Origin of the sequence: Myxococcus sp. CA033 (assembly GCF_013336625.1) — a bacterium.
Taxonomy (GTDB): domain Bacteria; phylum Myxococcota; class Myxococcia; order Myxococcales; family Myxococcaceae; genus Myxococcus; species Myxococcus llanfairpwllgwyngyllgogerychwyrndrobwllllantysiliogogogochensis.
The window spans coordinates 83,822-97,608 of record NZ_JABUMU010000036.1 but is presented as its reverse complement, the minus strand read 5'-3'; the positions used below and the strand labels follow the sequence as shown (position 1 = coordinate 97,608).

13 protein-coding genes are annotated in these 13,787 nt (G+C 69.2%); 5 read left to right on the top strand and 8 right to left on the bottom strand.

Annotated features, from left to right (window positions below):
• On the bottom strand, positions 1-802 hold an 802-nt coding region (locus HUA78_RS43825), incomplete at its 3' end, for a zinc-binding dehydrogenase (protein ID WP_174478912.1).
• 478 nt (positions 803-1,280) lie between these two features.
• Here HUA78_RS43825 and HUA78_RS43820 point away from each other — a divergent pair.
• Positions 1,281-1,727, top strand: coding sequence for a hypothetical protein (locus HUA78_RS43820; protein ID WP_141642761.1), 447 nt, complete (start codon positions 1,281-1,283; stop codon positions 1,725-1,727).
• Positions 1,728-1,731: 4 nt separating this feature from the next.
• On the opposite strand, the gene HUA78_RS43815 is transcribed toward HUA78_RS43820, so the two are convergent.
• Positions 1,732-1,932: a SlyX family protein gene (locus HUA78_RS43815; protein WP_174458140.1), complete on the bottom strand. Its 201-nt coding sequence runs from the start codon at positions 1,930-1,932 to the stop codon at positions 1,732-1,734.
• 64 nt (positions 1,933-1,996) lie between these two features.
• On the opposite strand from HUA78_RS43815, the gene HUA78_RS43810 reads away from it, so the two are divergent.
• Complete coding sequence (locus HUA78_RS43810) at positions 1,997-2,296, top strand: hypothetical protein (RefSeq protein ID WP_141642763.1); 300 nt, start codon at positions 1,997-1,999, stop codon at positions 2,294-2,296.
• A 19-nt stretch (positions 2,297-2,315) separates the two neighbouring features.
• Here HUA78_RS43810 and HUA78_RS43805 read toward each other — a convergent pair whose 3' ends face one another.
• Together HUA78_RS43805 and HUA78_RS43800 are read right to left on the bottom strand one after the other, a co-directional pair.
• A complete protein-coding gene (locus HUA78_RS43805; protein WP_371745808.1) occupies positions 2,316-3,320 on the bottom strand; it encodes a hypothetical protein in 1,005 nt (334 codons plus the stop codon).
• 29 nt (positions 3,321-3,349) lie between these two features.
• Positions 3,350-3,694, bottom strand: a complete 345-nt coding sequence (locus HUA78_RS43800; RefSeq protein WP_141642764.1) for a DUF2007 domain-containing protein — start codon at positions 3,692-3,694, stop codon at positions 3,350-3,352.
• Positions 3,695-3,986: 292 nt separating this feature from the next.
• Here HUA78_RS43800 and HUA78_RS43795 point away from each other — a divergent pair, with 292 nt between their 5' ends.
• Positions 3,987-5,903, top strand: a complete 1,917-nt coding sequence (locus HUA78_RS43795) for an ATP-binding protein (RefSeq protein ID WP_174478911.1) — start codon at positions 3,987-3,989, stop codon at positions 5,901-5,903.
• A gap of 24 nt (positions 5,904-5,927) precedes the next feature.
• Here the strand turns inward: HUA78_RS43795 and HUA78_RS43790 are convergent, their stop codons facing one another.
• Positions 5,928-6,350 carry a hypothetical protein gene (locus HUA78_RS43790; protein WP_141642766.1) on the bottom strand — a complete coding sequence of 141 codons (423 nt, stop codon included), beginning with the start codon at positions 6,348-6,350 and terminating at the stop codon, positions 5,928-5,930.
• Positions 6,351-6,565: 215 nt separating this feature from the next.
• On the opposite strand from HUA78_RS43790, the gene HUA78_RS43785 reads away from it, so the two are divergent.
• Complete coding sequence (locus HUA78_RS43785) at positions 6,566-6,778, top strand: hypothetical protein (protein WP_174458143.1); 213 nt, start codon at positions 6,566-6,568, stop codon at positions 6,776-6,778.
• An 82-nt stretch (positions 6,779-6,860) separates the two neighbouring features.
• Here HUA78_RS43785 and HUA78_RS43780 read toward each other — a convergent pair whose 3' ends face one another.
• The 3 genes from HUA78_RS43780 to HUA78_RS43770 are packed head-to-tail and all read right to left on the bottom strand — an operon-like array spanning position 6,861 to position 10,776.
• Positions 6,861-7,700, bottom strand: a complete 840-nt coding sequence (locus HUA78_RS43780; protein WP_141642768.1) for a hypothetical protein — start codon at positions 7,698-7,700, stop codon at positions 6,861-6,863.
• Complete coding sequence (locus tag HUA78_RS43775) at positions 7,697-8,464, bottom strand: hypothetical protein (protein WP_174478910.1); 768 nt, start codon at positions 8,462-8,464, stop codon at positions 7,697-7,699. Before HUA78_RS43775 ends, HUA78_RS43780 begins: the two co-directional genes overlap by 4 nt.
• On the bottom strand, positions 8,461-10,776 hold the full coding sequence (locus HUA78_RS43770; RefSeq protein ID WP_254624228.1) for a TonB-dependent receptor: 2,316 nt from the start codon (positions 10,774-10,776) through the stop codon (positions 8,461-8,463). Before HUA78_RS43770 ends, HUA78_RS43775 begins: the two co-directional genes overlap by 4 nt.
• Positions 10,777-12,052: 1,276 nt before the next feature.
• Here HUA78_RS43770 and glpD point away from each other — a divergent pair.
• A complete protein-coding gene (gene glpD / locus HUA78_RS43765) occupies positions 12,053-13,750 on the top strand; it encodes a glycerol-3-phosphate dehydrogenase (protein ID WP_174478909.1) in 1,698 nt (565 codons plus the stop codon).
• Positions 13,751-13,787 lie beyond the last annotated feature (37 nt).

Below are 13,787 nucleotides of genomic sequence, written 5' to 3'. Positions count from 1 at the left end.
GCGGTGTGCGCAGCCAGTACGCGCTGACTTTCAGCGACTTCGCGTACAGCGTCTCCACCTCCACCGCCGCCGGGGGCCCGCTCGCGCTCCCGTACGCCACCAGGTGCCCGAAGGCCGCCAGCGACTCCAGGCTGCTTGCCCACGTGCTGGCACCCACGGAGTCCAGCACCACCTCCACTCCAGCTCCTTGCGTGACGGTGCGCACCCACTCAGCGACTGAGGCGGTCCCTCCGTAGACAAAAACATCATCGGCTCCGGACTCGCGCGCGAGCTTTGCCTTCTCCTCGCTCGAGACCGTTCCGAGCACTGTCGCACCTGCTTGTTTCGCGAGCTGGATGGCCAGGAGTCCAACTCCTCCCGCCGCCGCGTGAATCAACACTCGCTGGCCCTGCTGAAGCTGCGCCGACGTGTGTATCAGGTGCCAGGCCGTGAGCCCCTGGACCAGCAGCCCGGCGGCCTCCTCGAACGAAACGTGCTCAGGAAGCTCGAGCAGTTCCTCTTCGGCGGTCGTCGCGAACTCCGCGTAGCAGCGCGGCGCGAGGGCCACCACCCGGCGACCGACCCACTTCGCATCGACCCCTGGCCCCACCCCGTCCACGATGCCGGCGGCTTCGCTTCCAAGGATTCTGGGCAACGGCGAGGTCGCGTCATACAGGCCGCGACGCCGCTCCGTGTCCGCGAAGTTCACCCCCGCGGCCTTCACCCGGATGCGGACCTCGCCCGGACCTGGAGTCGGCTCCGGTACTTCGTCCAGGCGTAGCACTTCCGGCCCCCCTACCTCGTGATAGCGAATGGCTTTCATGCGAAGCCTCTAACGGCGCGCCTTGTTTCATGCCGCTGCTCTCACCGCCGGCTCGAACTCGCCGCTCCCAAGTCCCTCCTCGAGCGAGACGAGGCTCGTGCTTCGTCTCCCCGGGCCCGTCTCGGGCAGCGGAGACGAGGCTCGTGCTTCCTCTCCCCAGGCTCGCCTCGGGCGGCAAGACGAGGCTCGTGTTTCCCCCTCCCCATGCTCGCCTCGGGCAGCGAGACGAGGCTCGTGCTCGCCTCGGGCGGCAAGACGAGGCTCGTGCTTCCCCCTCCCCAGTCCCTCATTGCGCGAAACGAGCCCGTGCTTCCTGCGAGGACCGGCTCAGGTCCGTTGAGGCTGTCGGTGTTCCGCTGTCGTTGGTGCACGCGGCGGAAAAAGAGACGGAACAGAGGAGGGAACGCCTCGTGTGGCTGGCCTCGCCCCACGTGGCTTGCTTGAGTGGTGGCCCCCTTCACGCAGAGGAGCCTCCCGCATGAAGCTGCTTCGTCCCTCGCTCGGTGTTCTGCTCGCGGCCGGATTCTTCGTCACGCCCATGAGCTCGGAAGCCGCCACGGTTCGCCTTGGGCTCGGAGCCGACTATTGGATTGATCAGAGCGCGGCCTTCAGCTTCCTGCTCGGCGTGGAAGGCCGTATCACCGGGCCAATCTCCGTCGGAGCCCGCTTCGGCGCGGCGCTCATCACGGATGGCAATGACGTGGGCATCCCCCTGGACCTCGTCATTCGCGCCAACATCACCAGCGCCAAGGTCTACGTAGAGGGGCTCGTGGGCCCTTGGATCGTCATGGGCCGAGGAGACGCGCTCCGAGCCCATGCGGCCTTCGGCTTCGGCCTCCAGGGCAAGGCGGCCAGCATCGGCGTCGAGGTGGGCTACCTGGAACCCGACCCCGTCATCGGTCTGCGCCTGGGCTACAAGTTCTGACCCCTCAGTAGTGGGGCGGACGCTCGTGCTGCCGGGCATCCACCAGCCCGGGCTCCGCCTCCAGCTTCTTCTTCAGCATGTCCAGCTCCACTCGCAGCGCTTCGATGACTCGCTGCTGCTGATAGAGCACGTCGCTCAGTTCCTGCAGCGTCTCCTGCTGCTGCATGTAGCGAATCTCCAGCTCGGCGATGCGCTTCTCGTCCATGGGGCCTACCCTTACCCCGGAGAAGCCCTCGTCGTCCCCCCTCGTCCCACGCTCCCGTCTCGCCATGAACGTCCAGGAACACCTGCAGAGGGCTCGCGAGCTCCTCGCTCGAGGACAACCCGAGCTGGCCGAGTCCGCGCTCAGCGATGCCATCGATGCCTCCGTCGCCGCGGACGACCTCATCCTGCTGACACAGGCCCGCTTCGCGCTCGGAGAGTTCCTCTTCCAGCAACAGCGCGACGACGAGGCGCTCGCCTACCTCCAGGCCGTTGTGCGCACCGAACGCGTCGATGGCGCCGTGGACCCGGAGGTCAAGGCCTCCGCCCGGATGCTTCGCCAGATTCGAGGAATCGAGCCTCGGTGAACACGGCCGGAGTCTCGGCTCAGGGAATGCTGCACGACTGTCGAATCAGCTCCATCCGCCCCGAGAAGCGTCGCTCCAGGTCCATTCGCGTCAGTCGCGCGTCCTCAATGAGCCTCGCCTGGAGCTGAAGCGCGCAGAGTGCCGCGAGTGACTTGGGGCTTCCCAGGTCCAGTCGGTCCGCCTGCCTCAACGCGTCCTGCGCGGCATCCAGCTCCCCCACGCGAAACAACGCCAGCCCCAGCTCGAACTGCGCGAGCGAGAGCCGGGGGTCCTCCTGCGTCGCCTTCCGGAACACCGCCACCGCCTCCGCGTCCTTCCCGTCCGCGCTCAGCACCAGCCCTTGCTCCACCAGCAACCGCGCCCGGGGCACCTTCCCTTGAAGCGCCGCGAGCACGGACAGGGCCTCCGAAGGCTGCTCGGCCGCGCGCAGCAGGCGCACATACCGCAAGCCGATGAGCGGATCCGCGGGCGCCTTGCCAAACGCGGCCCTCATTGCCTCGCTGGCTCCCACCACGTCTCCACTCTTCTCCTTCAGCTCCGCTCGAAGGATGTCCGGTCGCGCATCACCAGGTGCCACCTGGACCGCTCGCTCCAGTGAGGCGCGCACACAGCGCTCCATCCGCTCCATGTCGCAGATGCGCGCGAGGAGCAGCTGTGTCTCCACGGCCGCCGGCTCCCGCCGCTCCGCCTCCTGGGCCAGCTCACGGGCCTCGGCGGGCGCGCCTTCGAGCAGCAACTCCGCGGCCTCCCGCAGCTCGGCGGCGGTCGCCTTCGGATGCGCTCGCAGCGGAAGCAGCAGCTTCACCCGCGCCTCCACGCCCTGCGTCACCCGGGCGATGGCCAGCTCCTGCTCGGGCATGTTCCTCGGCAACAGGAGCGGGATGAGGTGAAGCAGCACCGCCACTCCACACACAATCACCATGCCGCGCAGGCCTCGTCGGCGCCCCGGGTGGGTGACAGCCGCGTCGGCGCGCGATGAAGGCGCGTCCAGCGGCTCCTGTTGCCCTGCTTCCGTCCTTCGCACTTCCCGTCTCCCCGAGCAGGCGTCGCCGCTCACACCGCGCGAAGTCGGGTCCGCAGCCCTCGGGGCAGCTCCACCCCGCAGCTCCAGCACAACTCGAAGTTGCCGGGGTTCTCCTCCCGACAGCCCGGGCACTCCACCGTGCGCGACGCTTCCTCTTCGTCCTTCTTCAACTCCGCCACCACTTCCCGCGCTTGCTCCACGTCGCCGGGCAGGAGCCAGAGCTCCACCCACGTCTCCCCGCTAGGAATCTCCCCGCTCAGCGGAACGAGGGCTTCGCCGCGCACCTCCACGGACATTCCCTCGGCTTCCAGCGTTCCCGCCAGCAACCGCGCCTCTCCCACCGTGCGGTGCACGGAGAACTGCACACGCGTCATGTCTCTCTCTTCACAGAACGCGGGGCGCTCGGCAACCACACCCTCCCCCCTGCTCGTGCCTTCACTCACCGCTGCCCGCTCGTCTGCTTATTGTTCATGCTTTGTCACATGTCACCTGGACCGCGCGCCCCTCCTTCTCCCGTGTTTGCCTTTCACCGCGAGTCCAGGTGAAGATCCGCGCCGACGGGCTGTCGCCTCGAGAGTCTCCCTGCGCTCCTGTCATCCGGTGTGTGAAGCCTTTGTCCAGGAAGCGAGACGCCGTCCGATGCGTGCGCACGCTCTCCATTTCAGATTGGCCGCCCTCGCGCGCCCCGTGTGGGCTCGGCACGGGGTGGCCGTGCTCTGCGCGGGTTCCGTCTGGGTGCTGCCGTGGGTGCTGGGGCCTCTTCCCGCGTCCCTGGGTGTCCTCTGCTCCATCGCAGCGGTCCTCGTCGCGGCGCTCGTCGGTGGCGCGGGCCCCGCCTGGCTGGCGACGCTGTTGGGCTCGTTCGCCGTGGCCTCCAGCGCCTCCCCGAGCCCTGTCGCCACCGTCGCCTTGGAGATCGCCCTGTTCCTCGCCGTGGGGGGACTCGTTGGCCTCCTGGCGGGCCGGCGCTCCATGGGGCCTGGCGCCATCGGGTCTTCCTCGCTTGAACGCGCGCCCGCTCCGTCGCACGAGGTGCTGGAGGCTCGCCTGCTGCGGAGCCTTGGCGACGCGGTCCTGGCCACGGATGCGAATGGCATCGTGCGCTACCTCAATCCTGCCGCCGCGCAGCTGCTCCAGTGTCCAGAAGAAGAAGCTGTCGGAGCCCCCCTGACGAAGGTGCTGCGCTCCCGACCTGAATCCGGCTCGTTCCCCATACGCCACCCGACGACGCCCGCGTCGTGGTCCCAGTGGCCGCGCGCCTTGAAGCGACGTGATGGCGGAGAACTCCCCATCGAGGAGTGCATCGCACCGCTCAAGGGGCGCGACGGTGAGGACCTCGGCGCGGTGTGGATGTTCCGCGATGCGACCTCGCGTCGGCAGCTCGAACTCGAACGCTCGCAGTTGCTCGCGCGCGAGCATGCCGCGTTGGGCGAAGCCCAGGCTCAACGCGAGCGCATGGAGTCGCTCTTCCTCCAGGCCCCCACCGCCATCGCCGTCTTCCATGGCCCCGACCATGTCTGCGCGCTGCTGAATCCCCAGGCTCGCGCCCTGCTGGATGTCGATGGCGCCGCCATCGGCAAGCCGCTGCGTGACGTCCAGCCCTCGCTGGACCCGGGCATGCTGCGCCTCCTCGATGAGGTCTATCGCGAAGGGAGGCCCTTCTCCGGTCGCGAAGTGCCCCTGGCGTCCGCCTCGCCCTACGTCACCCCCTCGCTCTCCCGACAGCAGCGGTTCCATGACTTCACCTGGCAACCGTGGCGCGATGCTCGCGGCGTCATTCAGGGCGTCATGGCCGTGGCCGTGGAAGTCACGGGGCTGGTGGTGGCTCGGCGCGCGGCGGAGGACCTGGCTCGGGACCTGCGCGAGGCCGTCCAGGCCCGTGACGAGTTCCTCTCCATCGCCAGTCACGAGCTGCGCACACCCATCACCTCCGTCCAGCTCCAGCTCCAGTTCCTCCTTCGCGCGGCACCCGCCGTGGATGCCGAGGGCACCGTCTCGCTCGTGCACCGTCGGGTCGACGCCACGCTGCGCTCCGTGGCTCAACTGCATCAGCTCGTCGCGACGTTGCTCGATGTGTCCCGCATCCGCGCGGGACGGCTCGACCTGCATCGCGAGCCGGTGGACCTGGCCTCGCTCACGCAGGACCTGGTCTCCCGCGTCCAGGAGGATGCGGCGGGCGCGCGGTGCTCGGTGCGACTCGTCGTGGCCGAGCCCCTGGTCGGCTCCTGGGACCGGGTGCGCGTGGAGCAGGTCATCACCAACCTGCTCTCCAATGCCTTCAAGTACGGCGCGCAACGGCCCGTGGAAGTCCACGTCACCCGGGAAGGAGACTTCGCGCGGCTGAGCGTGAAGGACCAGGGCATCGGCATCGCGCTTGAGGACCAGTCGCGCATCTTCCACCGCTTCGAGCGCGCCGTGTCCCAACGCCACTACAGCGGCTTCGGCCTGGGCCTCTGGATTGTCCGGCAGATTGTCGAGGCCCTCCACGGCGACATTCGCGTGGAGAGCCGACCCAACGCCGGCTCGACCTTCATCGTCCGGCTGCCCCTGGAGAGCGCCGTCACCGTCGACGCCTCCGCGTGAGAAGTGGCGGTGCTCGGGCCTCGGCTACTCTTCCTGACGAAGCTGGTGCGGTAGCACCGCGTGCGCGTGTCGCGGCGCCCTGGCGTGCAGCTCCCGCGTCAGCAGCGCATCCAGCTCCCCGAGCAGGGCGTCGTAGTGCGGCCCCGCTCCGTGCGCGGGCAGTCGCTCCGTGGCCAGGCGGACCCGGGGTGACTCTTCGTCCTCGAAGGCGAGCGTCACCGCGAGGCCATCCGGCCCTCCCGCTTGGGGAACGAGCACCGCGGGCGCCGGCTGCCGAGTCGCCTCCTCCAGAAGAGGTGCCAGGCTTCGCGCCTCGTGCGGAGTGAGGTCTCGCTCCGATATCACCTCTCCCTGCTCCAGGACCCACAGGTGCTTGAGTCCTTCCACCCTCAGTGCCTGGGCCGCCGTGTTCGTCCGGCCGCTGCGCTCATAGGTCATCGTTCTCACGCCCATCACCTCCGTGGGAGGGAGGTAGGCACTCAGGCGCGCATCGCCATCCCCGCACGTACGAACGGAGGCCCGCAACGCCGGGGACCCACCGCGCGGACGTACGCTTCATGACAGCGTGGCGAGCCCGCCGTTCGAGTGTCCCTTCGCGAGCCCCTCTCTACGGTGCGGCCCTCTCGAGCAACTGTCTGCTCGGGACTCCGGAGGACTCGTCCATGGGCAACAAGGGAAGTGGCAAGACGCCGAGCGCGAATGACCAGCGCTCCGATACGAAGAATCCCAACAACCCGTCGCAGAAGTCCGCGCAGGACAACCGCTCCAACCAGATGAACCCGAACCACGGGGGCAGCAAGAGCCCCCCGTCCACGACTCCGGGCGGCACGCCTGGCGGCAATGGACGCCCCGACCCGTCGAAGAACAATCACTGATTGCATCAGTCGTCCCATCTCCGGCCGGACCAGCGAACCGGAGATGGAACGACGGGGGCCACTGTGTCCCGGTGGCCTTGCTTCAGCGTGCCTTGGGCGAGCACTCGCCCTCGCCACGGAAGTGGCCCGCGGTGCGCACCAACGCCGTGACGAAGTCGCGCAGGTTGCGCACGTTGCCCGCGCCACCCGTGCCGTACTGCTCCGCCGGCAGCTCCGTGAGGTCCACCGTCGCCAGCTCCTCCAGCGTCACCACACCGTCCGGACCCGCGATGCCCAGCCTGTCCGCCGCCGCCATCGCGTCGAAGCGCATCTTCGCGTCCGGCGACTGGAGGTCATCGAAGAAGAGGTGGTCGCCGTGGATGGTGAGCTGCACCGTCTCCTCGCCATCCTTGGGCACCGTCACGCCCGCGCCCAGCTCCGGGCTCTCGCAGCGCTCGTAGAGCGTGTTCGTCTTGAAGCCCCAGTCGAACTGCTTCGTCACGCCGCCCTTCGTCGCGGTGCCCACCACGAGCAGGCTGAGGCCCTCCGTCTTCATCCGCTCCACGTCCTGCGCGTCCGCGTTGCCCGCCACGGCGCTCGCCACCGGGGCAATCGCGTAGCTGATGTCGTCCCACTCTCGCGCGTCCAGGTCCTTGAAGGACTCCACCACCACCGGTCCCGGCTTGTGCACGTCGAACACGCGGGCCTGCGTCTGCTGCGCGGCCACGTCGTCCTGCGTCTTCACCTTCACCTCGCTCAGCACCACGACGAACTTCGAGAAGCGCACCGTCCAGCCGTCGACGAAGCCCGCCTCCTCGCCCACCGCGGCGGGAATCTCCTTCTCGATGTAGTCCTCGCCATAGGTGGTGAACGTCACGTTGCCCGTGCCATCGCTGCACGCGACGAGTCCCAGGCACGACAACCCCAGCATCCAGTTCTTCATTGCACGGCTCCTTCTTCCCACGTCACCACGTAGGCGGTTGTGTCTTCCACGCCCCGCAGCAGCGCGTTGCGCGCCTGACTGTCGGCGGGGAAGGTGTAGACGCCATCCGCGTCCGGGTCGGTCGCGGTGGCGAAGTCGATGCGGTCCATCCACTTCCTCAGGTCCACGGAGATGCGCACCCGGCCCATCTCCGTCCCGAGGGACTTCTCGAAGCGCACTCCGGCCACCGGCTTGGGCAGGTCCGCGTCCACATCGAAACGCACCTGGCCTCCATCCGGGTTCGTCGCCGTGCCGACCACTCGCATCGCGTGGCCCTTCAGGACTCCCTGCGCGTCCGTGGGCGTCGCGAGCGTCAGCTCCAACGAGCCGTACTCGCCCGTCACCGCGCTCGCCGTGCCCATGACGCTGACACCCCCGAGCAGGTCCACCGTGTGCGTCTCCAGCAGTTCGCCCAGCGCGTCGCCCGGCACGTAGTGGCCCGGATGCGCGTGCGCCGTCCCGCCGATGAGCGAGTACCAGTCGAAGCGCGGCGTGGCGCGGCTCGACAGCAACACGCGGCCCTCGAAGAAGCGCACCGGACCCACGGAGACGTGCGCGGAGTCGAGGACGATTCGCCACCCTCGCTCGTTGGGCTCCTGTGACAGCGTCGCGGCCGTCACCTCCACGGGAAACGCGCGGCGCTCCGCCTCGCTGCCACAGCCGAACGACAGGGATGACGCGGCGGCCATGGCCACCGCGCTCTTCAGCATGCGTCCGCGATTCATAGATGGACCTCCAAGGTGAGCGAGGCCATCCGAGGCGACCCCGCGGTGAAATGTCTGGCCGGCACGAGGCTGGCCGGTGCGCTCGGGTTGAAGCGCGAGCTGTAGACGAACTCGCCATCCCTCCAGCGCGAGTCGAGGAGGTTCCTCACCTCCAGCCGCAGGCCCAGCTCTCCCCGGCGCAGCCCCATCTCCGCGTCCGCGAGGAACACCGCCTGGCTGCGCTCGTCGAAGGGCAGGGGACGCGGACCGAGGAACGTCAGGCCCGTGCCGATGGAGAACAGGGTGCCCTCTCCACCGAGCCACTCCACCGGGCGCTCCCAGCCGATATCCGCCCTGGCGACGAGCGGCGCGAAGTAGGGCAGCAGCGTGTCCGTCGCCGTCACGTAGGCGTGCGCCACGGTGCCACTGAGCGCCGCGACGATGCCGGGCAAAGGACGCGCCTGGAGCGACGCCGTCACTCCCGAGCGCAGCGTCTCGCCCGTGTACACGGTGGTGCCCACCGTGTGGTCGAAGAAGAAGTCGTTCTCCACCTGCGAGCCGAAGACGCTGAGCTGCGCGGCCCAGCGCTCGCCGTCCTTCCTCGCTCCCACTTCCGCGCCGTGCACGGAGACGAAGGGGGCCCGCTCACCTTCGGACAGGCTGCGCGCCTGCGGAGAACGGAAGCCATCGCCATAGCTGGCGAACAACCTCCACGCATCCGCGCCGTCTGACAGCGCGTACTCCACGCCCGCCTTCGCGCCCAGGTGCACTCCGAAGGCACTGCGCGAATAGCCCTGCCCGTCATAGAAACGCGGGTCCCGGAACGCGAGCGCGTCGAAGACCTCCACGCCCAGCGCGTCCGCGCGACCGCCCAGGCGCAGCGCCCAGCGACCGAGCGCCATCCTTCCCTCCGCCCAGCCCCAGACGTTCGTCTGCGTGAAGCGCGCGTCCACTTCGTCGGAGAAGAACGTGCCGTCCGACTCGCGATAACGACGCTGCGACTGCTCCACGCCGTCTCGCCGCGCGCCCAGGCCCAGCTCCAGTGTCACGGGGCGGCCGAACGCCGTCACGCTTCGACGGTGCTCCGCTCGTGCTCCGAGCACCGTGGCGTCGTTCGTCTGCTCCAGTCCGTCACCCCGGTCGTCCACCCGGTAGCCGGTGAAGTTGTTGCGCAGGCGCAGGTCCGAGATGATTCCGAAGAGCTCCAGCTTCGTGCGGCCCTTGCCTGCTCGGGGCAGGTCCACGCCGAGCAGCAACTGGTGGCGGGACACCGTGCCTCCCTGGCGCGGCGTGGACGCGGAGAAGAAGTCGCTGTTGCCCGTGAGCAGGTCGTCCTCGCGCACCACTCCGGGCGAGTCGAAGCGCGTGACATAGCTGCCGCCGAGCGCTCGTACCGTGAGCCCGTCTCCGAGTCGCGCCGTCGCCTGCGCGAGCAGGGATGCCCGGCCGTAGCCTCGCTGTGTGCCGTAGCCCTTGCCCTCACCGAGCTCCACCGCGGCGAAGGTTCCCGGGTCATCTCCGGGGCGCACCGTGGCCACGAGGCGACGCTGGCGGTACTGACCCAACGTGCCCGCGAAGTGGACGCCCTGCTCCTTCACGCCCAGGTCCATCCTCACCGAGCCGGCGACCGCGAAGTCACCCTGTGACGCGCGATAGGAGCCCTCGGTGACTTCGATGGATTGGACGACCTCGGGGATGACGAAGTTGAGGTCCGCGTAGCCCAGCGCGTGGATGTGGCTCACCTCGTTCACCGGCAGGCCCGCGACGTCCAGCTCCACGTCCTGTCCGTGCAGCGCATCGAAGCCGCGCAGGAAGAGCTGGTGGGCCTTGCCCTCGCCACTGTGTTGCGAGGCCACGAGCCCCGGGATGGCGCGCAGCAGGTCGACGGCGCTGCTGCGGGGTGCCGCGTCGAGGATGTCCCGGCCCAGGGTGACTTCCGACGCGCTTCGCGCCGTCCTGGTGCCTCGGACCACGGTGCCTGGTGCTGACGGTGATTCGGGTGTGCCCGCGGTGGCGGTGTCCTGGCTCGCGGGGGGAGTGCTGGCTTCGTCTTGCGAGGCCGTGAGGGGGTTAGGGGCCGCCTCACGCTCATCCGCGGGGAAGGTTGGCGCGGACGTGGCGTTGCCCGACGCCTCGGACTCCTGCTTGCCGTCGGCCGTACCCCCATCTCGGGAGGCTTCGTGCTCACGCGTGGCTTCCGTGTTCGTCACACGGAGGGGCTCGGTGGTGGACGCAGCCTCCGTGCGCACGGAGGACTCCTGCGCCATGGCGACGCAGGGCAGGCACAACGCCAGGAGTGGGGTCGACAATACGGCCAGGACACGCACGGACATGGAGACACCCACGGCTGGACGGCCACGCTCCGCGCCCTCGTGCACGCGGACCTCGCGTGACACCGCTGGCTCATCGTCGTGACAGCCCGCCGTCGTGGAGACGGGAAGCAATGTGCGAGAACACGTGAACCACCCCGTGCTCACCTCGCGCACGACGTGCACGAGAGCACCGGGCTCACGCTCGAAGGATTCGGGGGATGATTCGCCGACCCCGGACTACGGGCCTTGTGGCATCGCCGTCGGTCGCGGCGACGCTCCGGGCGCGACAGCTGGCCCACGCGCGACTTCGGTCACCCACGAGACCCAGCGCACAGCGGGTACATGGACCATGGCCCACGTCGTCGCCACCGCGCTCAGGTGCTCCACCGAGCCTGTCAGGTGCTTGTGTCCATCCTGACCGTGACCCTCACGCCGATGACCGTCGGTCTCCCGTGGCCTCTCCGGCGACAGGGGCGACGCTTCGGCTCGGGCTCCGTGCGAGTGGGCCTTGTCGCCATGGGCGTGGACATGCGCTGCCCCTCCCAGTCCTCCCGCATGACCCACCACCGCATGCAACACCGGCGCGACGGCAAGCCCGTACACCAGGACCATCAGGCCCAGGCTCGCGAGGTCTCGTCGGTCGTGGGGATTCAGCAAGGCTCGGTCAGCGGGTGGAGAGGACGGTGGCCGCCTCCTACCCGGCTTCCTCCATGCACGCAAGGCAGCTACCGACGTGATGCCCGCCATTCAGCACAATGAATGACATGCAGGATTGCTCGCGTGAACGAGCACTCCACGCGCTGGCATCGACAGGTCGCTTCCGTGGTTGTCGCGATGCCGATGACGACGCTGGCGCCATCAGCGATGCCGTGGAACGTGTCTCTGTCTCCCGCGCCGACGGACCGACGTCGATGACCCGCGCTGGACGACGCTGTTTCACTGTCCTCGTCCGGGTGCGGCGTTCCCGGTGTGTGACGCGCGGTGAGATACCCATGTCGGCGTGCTATACGGACAGGGCCCGTCGTCCGGATGTCTGGCGTGTCGTCATGCGCTCACAACACCCGTGGGTGAGGGCAGGGGCCTCCGGTCCCAGGTGCGCCCGCGCGGGGTCGGCGCCACGGTCCGTGGGCTCCCTCGGCCCCGCCCCCCTCCAGGACGAGCCTTCCGCCTCCACCGCGTCACTCCACCCAGGAGGTTGTCCACCATTCCTCCCTCGCGGATGTGGGTGCTGTGGCCCGCTTGACGCGCCGCATTGATTCCCGTGTCACCGGGGGCGGACCGTTATTACAATCCGCGTGTGCGTTCTGAATCCGCGGCGCTTCGCCAGCAGTCCACCGAAGGGGTCATCCCACCGACGAAGCCTCGCTCCGAGCGGCTGAAGTCCCTGGCCACCGAGGAGTTCGATGTCCTCGTCATCGGAGGTGGCGTCACCGGTGCCGGCACCGCGCGCGATGCCGTCCTGCGCGGCCTCAAGGTGGCGCTCGTCGAGCGCGAGGACTTCGCCAGCGGCACCTCGAGTCGCTCGTCCCGACTCATCCACGGAGGCCTGCGCTACCTCGAGCACGGCCACCTGGGCCTCGTCTTCGAGTCCAGCATCGAGCGCCAGCGCCTGCTCAAGCTCGCACCGCACCTGGTCCGCCCGCTCGCCTTCGTCTGGCCCGTCTATGCCGGTGCTCGCGTGCCTCGCTGGAAGCTCAACGCGGGCCTCATGCTCTACGACGCCCTCTCCCTCTTCCGGAACGTGAAGGGCTACAAGCGACTCAACCGCGAGCAGCTCCACGCGGCCGAGCCCGCCCTGCGCACCGACGAACTCAAGGGCGGCGCCCGCTACTACGACGCCGCCACCGACGACGCTCGTCTCACCCTGGCCAACGCCCTGGGCGCCTCCGAGTCCGGCGCCGTCGTCCTCAATCACGCCTCCGTGCAGCGCCTCACCGTCGTGGACGGCCACGCCCGAGGCGCCGTGGTGGTGGACCACCTCACGGGCCAGGAACTCACGGTGCGCGCTCGCGCCATCGTCAACGCCACCGGCCCGTGGAGCGATGAGATTCGCAAGCTCGATGCCTCCGGCGGCAACGTGCACGCGGTGCGCGGCAGCAAGGGTGTCCACATCTCCGTCCCTCGCGAGCGGCTGGGCAACCATGATGCCCTCACGCTGCTGTCCCCCAAGGACGGCCGCGTCATGTTCGTGCTGCCCGCCGACGGCTTCACCATCATCGGCACCACGGAGACGTCCACGCGCGCCCACCCGGCCGAGGTGCGCGCCAGTGAGACCGATGTCGCGTACCTCCTCGAGTCCGCGAACGCCTTCTTCCCCGAAGCCCACCTCACCCGCGCCGATGTCGTCAGCGCCTGGGCCGGCATTCGTCCCCTCTCCGCCACCGGCTACCATGGAACCCAGGCCGACCCGGGCAGCGCCAGCCGCGAGCACCACATCGACGTGAGCCCCACCGGCGTGCTCGCCATCAGCGGCGGAAAGCTCACCACCTACCGCGTCATGGCTCGCGATGTCGTGGACGCCGTGGAGCGTCAGCTCGGGCAGCCTCGTCGCAAGTCGCCCACCGAGACGCTGCCGCTGCCCGGCGGAGACATCCCCCGCATGGACGCGGAGCTCGCCGCCGCGCGGGAGACCATCGGCGACGCCGCCACCGCCACCCACCTGGTGCGCGCCTATGGCAGTCGCTGGCGCCGGGTGTGGGACCTCACCCGCGAAGACGCCGCGCTGGCCCGGCCGCTCGCCGAGGGCCTGCCGTACCGCGCCGCCGAGGCCGTCTGGGGTGTCACCCACGAGTTCGTCCACTCGCTCTCCGACCTGCTGATCCGCCGACTCAAGGTCGGCTTCGAGACGCGGGACCTGGGCCGTGGTGCCGCCCAGGTGGCGGCCGAGGTCATCGCACCTCGCCTGGGGTGGGATGCCGCGGAGACCCAGCGGCAACTCGACACGTATGCCTCCGACGCGCTGCGTATCTTCGGTGTCGACAGCGCCGAGTCCTGAGTCGGTCGAAGTCGCTCGCCCAGCGTTCGCCGGTTCA

What these genes read in the sequence shown, in the direction of transcription:
- HUA78_RS43770 (WP_254624228.1), bottom strand. Translation starts at nt 10,776, where the DNA reads ATGTCCGTGCGTGTCCTGGCCGTATTGTCGACCCCACTCCTGGCGTTG.
- HUA78_RS43810 (WP_141642763.1), top strand. Translation starts at nt 1,997, where the DNA reads ATGAACGTCCAGGAACACCTGCAGAGGGCTCGCGAGCTCCTCGCTCGA.
- HUA78_RS43815 (WP_174458140.1), bottom strand. Translation starts at nt 1,932, where the DNA reads ATGGACGAGAAGCGCATCGCCGAGCTGGAGATTCGCTACATGCAGCAG.
- HUA78_RS43785 (WP_174458143.1), top strand. Translation starts at nt 6,566, where the DNA reads ATGGGCAACAAGGGAAGTGGCAAGACGCCGAGCGCGAATGACCAGCGC.
- HUA78_RS43800 (WP_141642764.1), bottom strand. Translation starts at nt 3,694, where the DNA reads ATGACGCGTGTGCAGTTCTCCGTGCACCGCACGGTGGGAGAGGCGCGG.
- HUA78_RS43820 (WP_141642761.1), top strand. Translation starts at nt 1,281, where the DNA reads ATGAAGCTGCTTCGTCCCTCGCTCGGTGTTCTGCTCGCGGCCGGATTC.
- HUA78_RS43780 (WP_141642768.1), bottom strand. Translation starts at nt 7,700, where the DNA reads ATGAAGAACTGGATGCTGGGGTTGTCGTGCCTGGGACTCGTCGCGTGC.
- HUA78_RS43775 (WP_174478910.1), bottom strand. Translation starts at nt 8,464, where the DNA reads ATGAATCGCGGACGCATGCTGAAGAGCGCGGTGGCCATGGCCGCCGCG.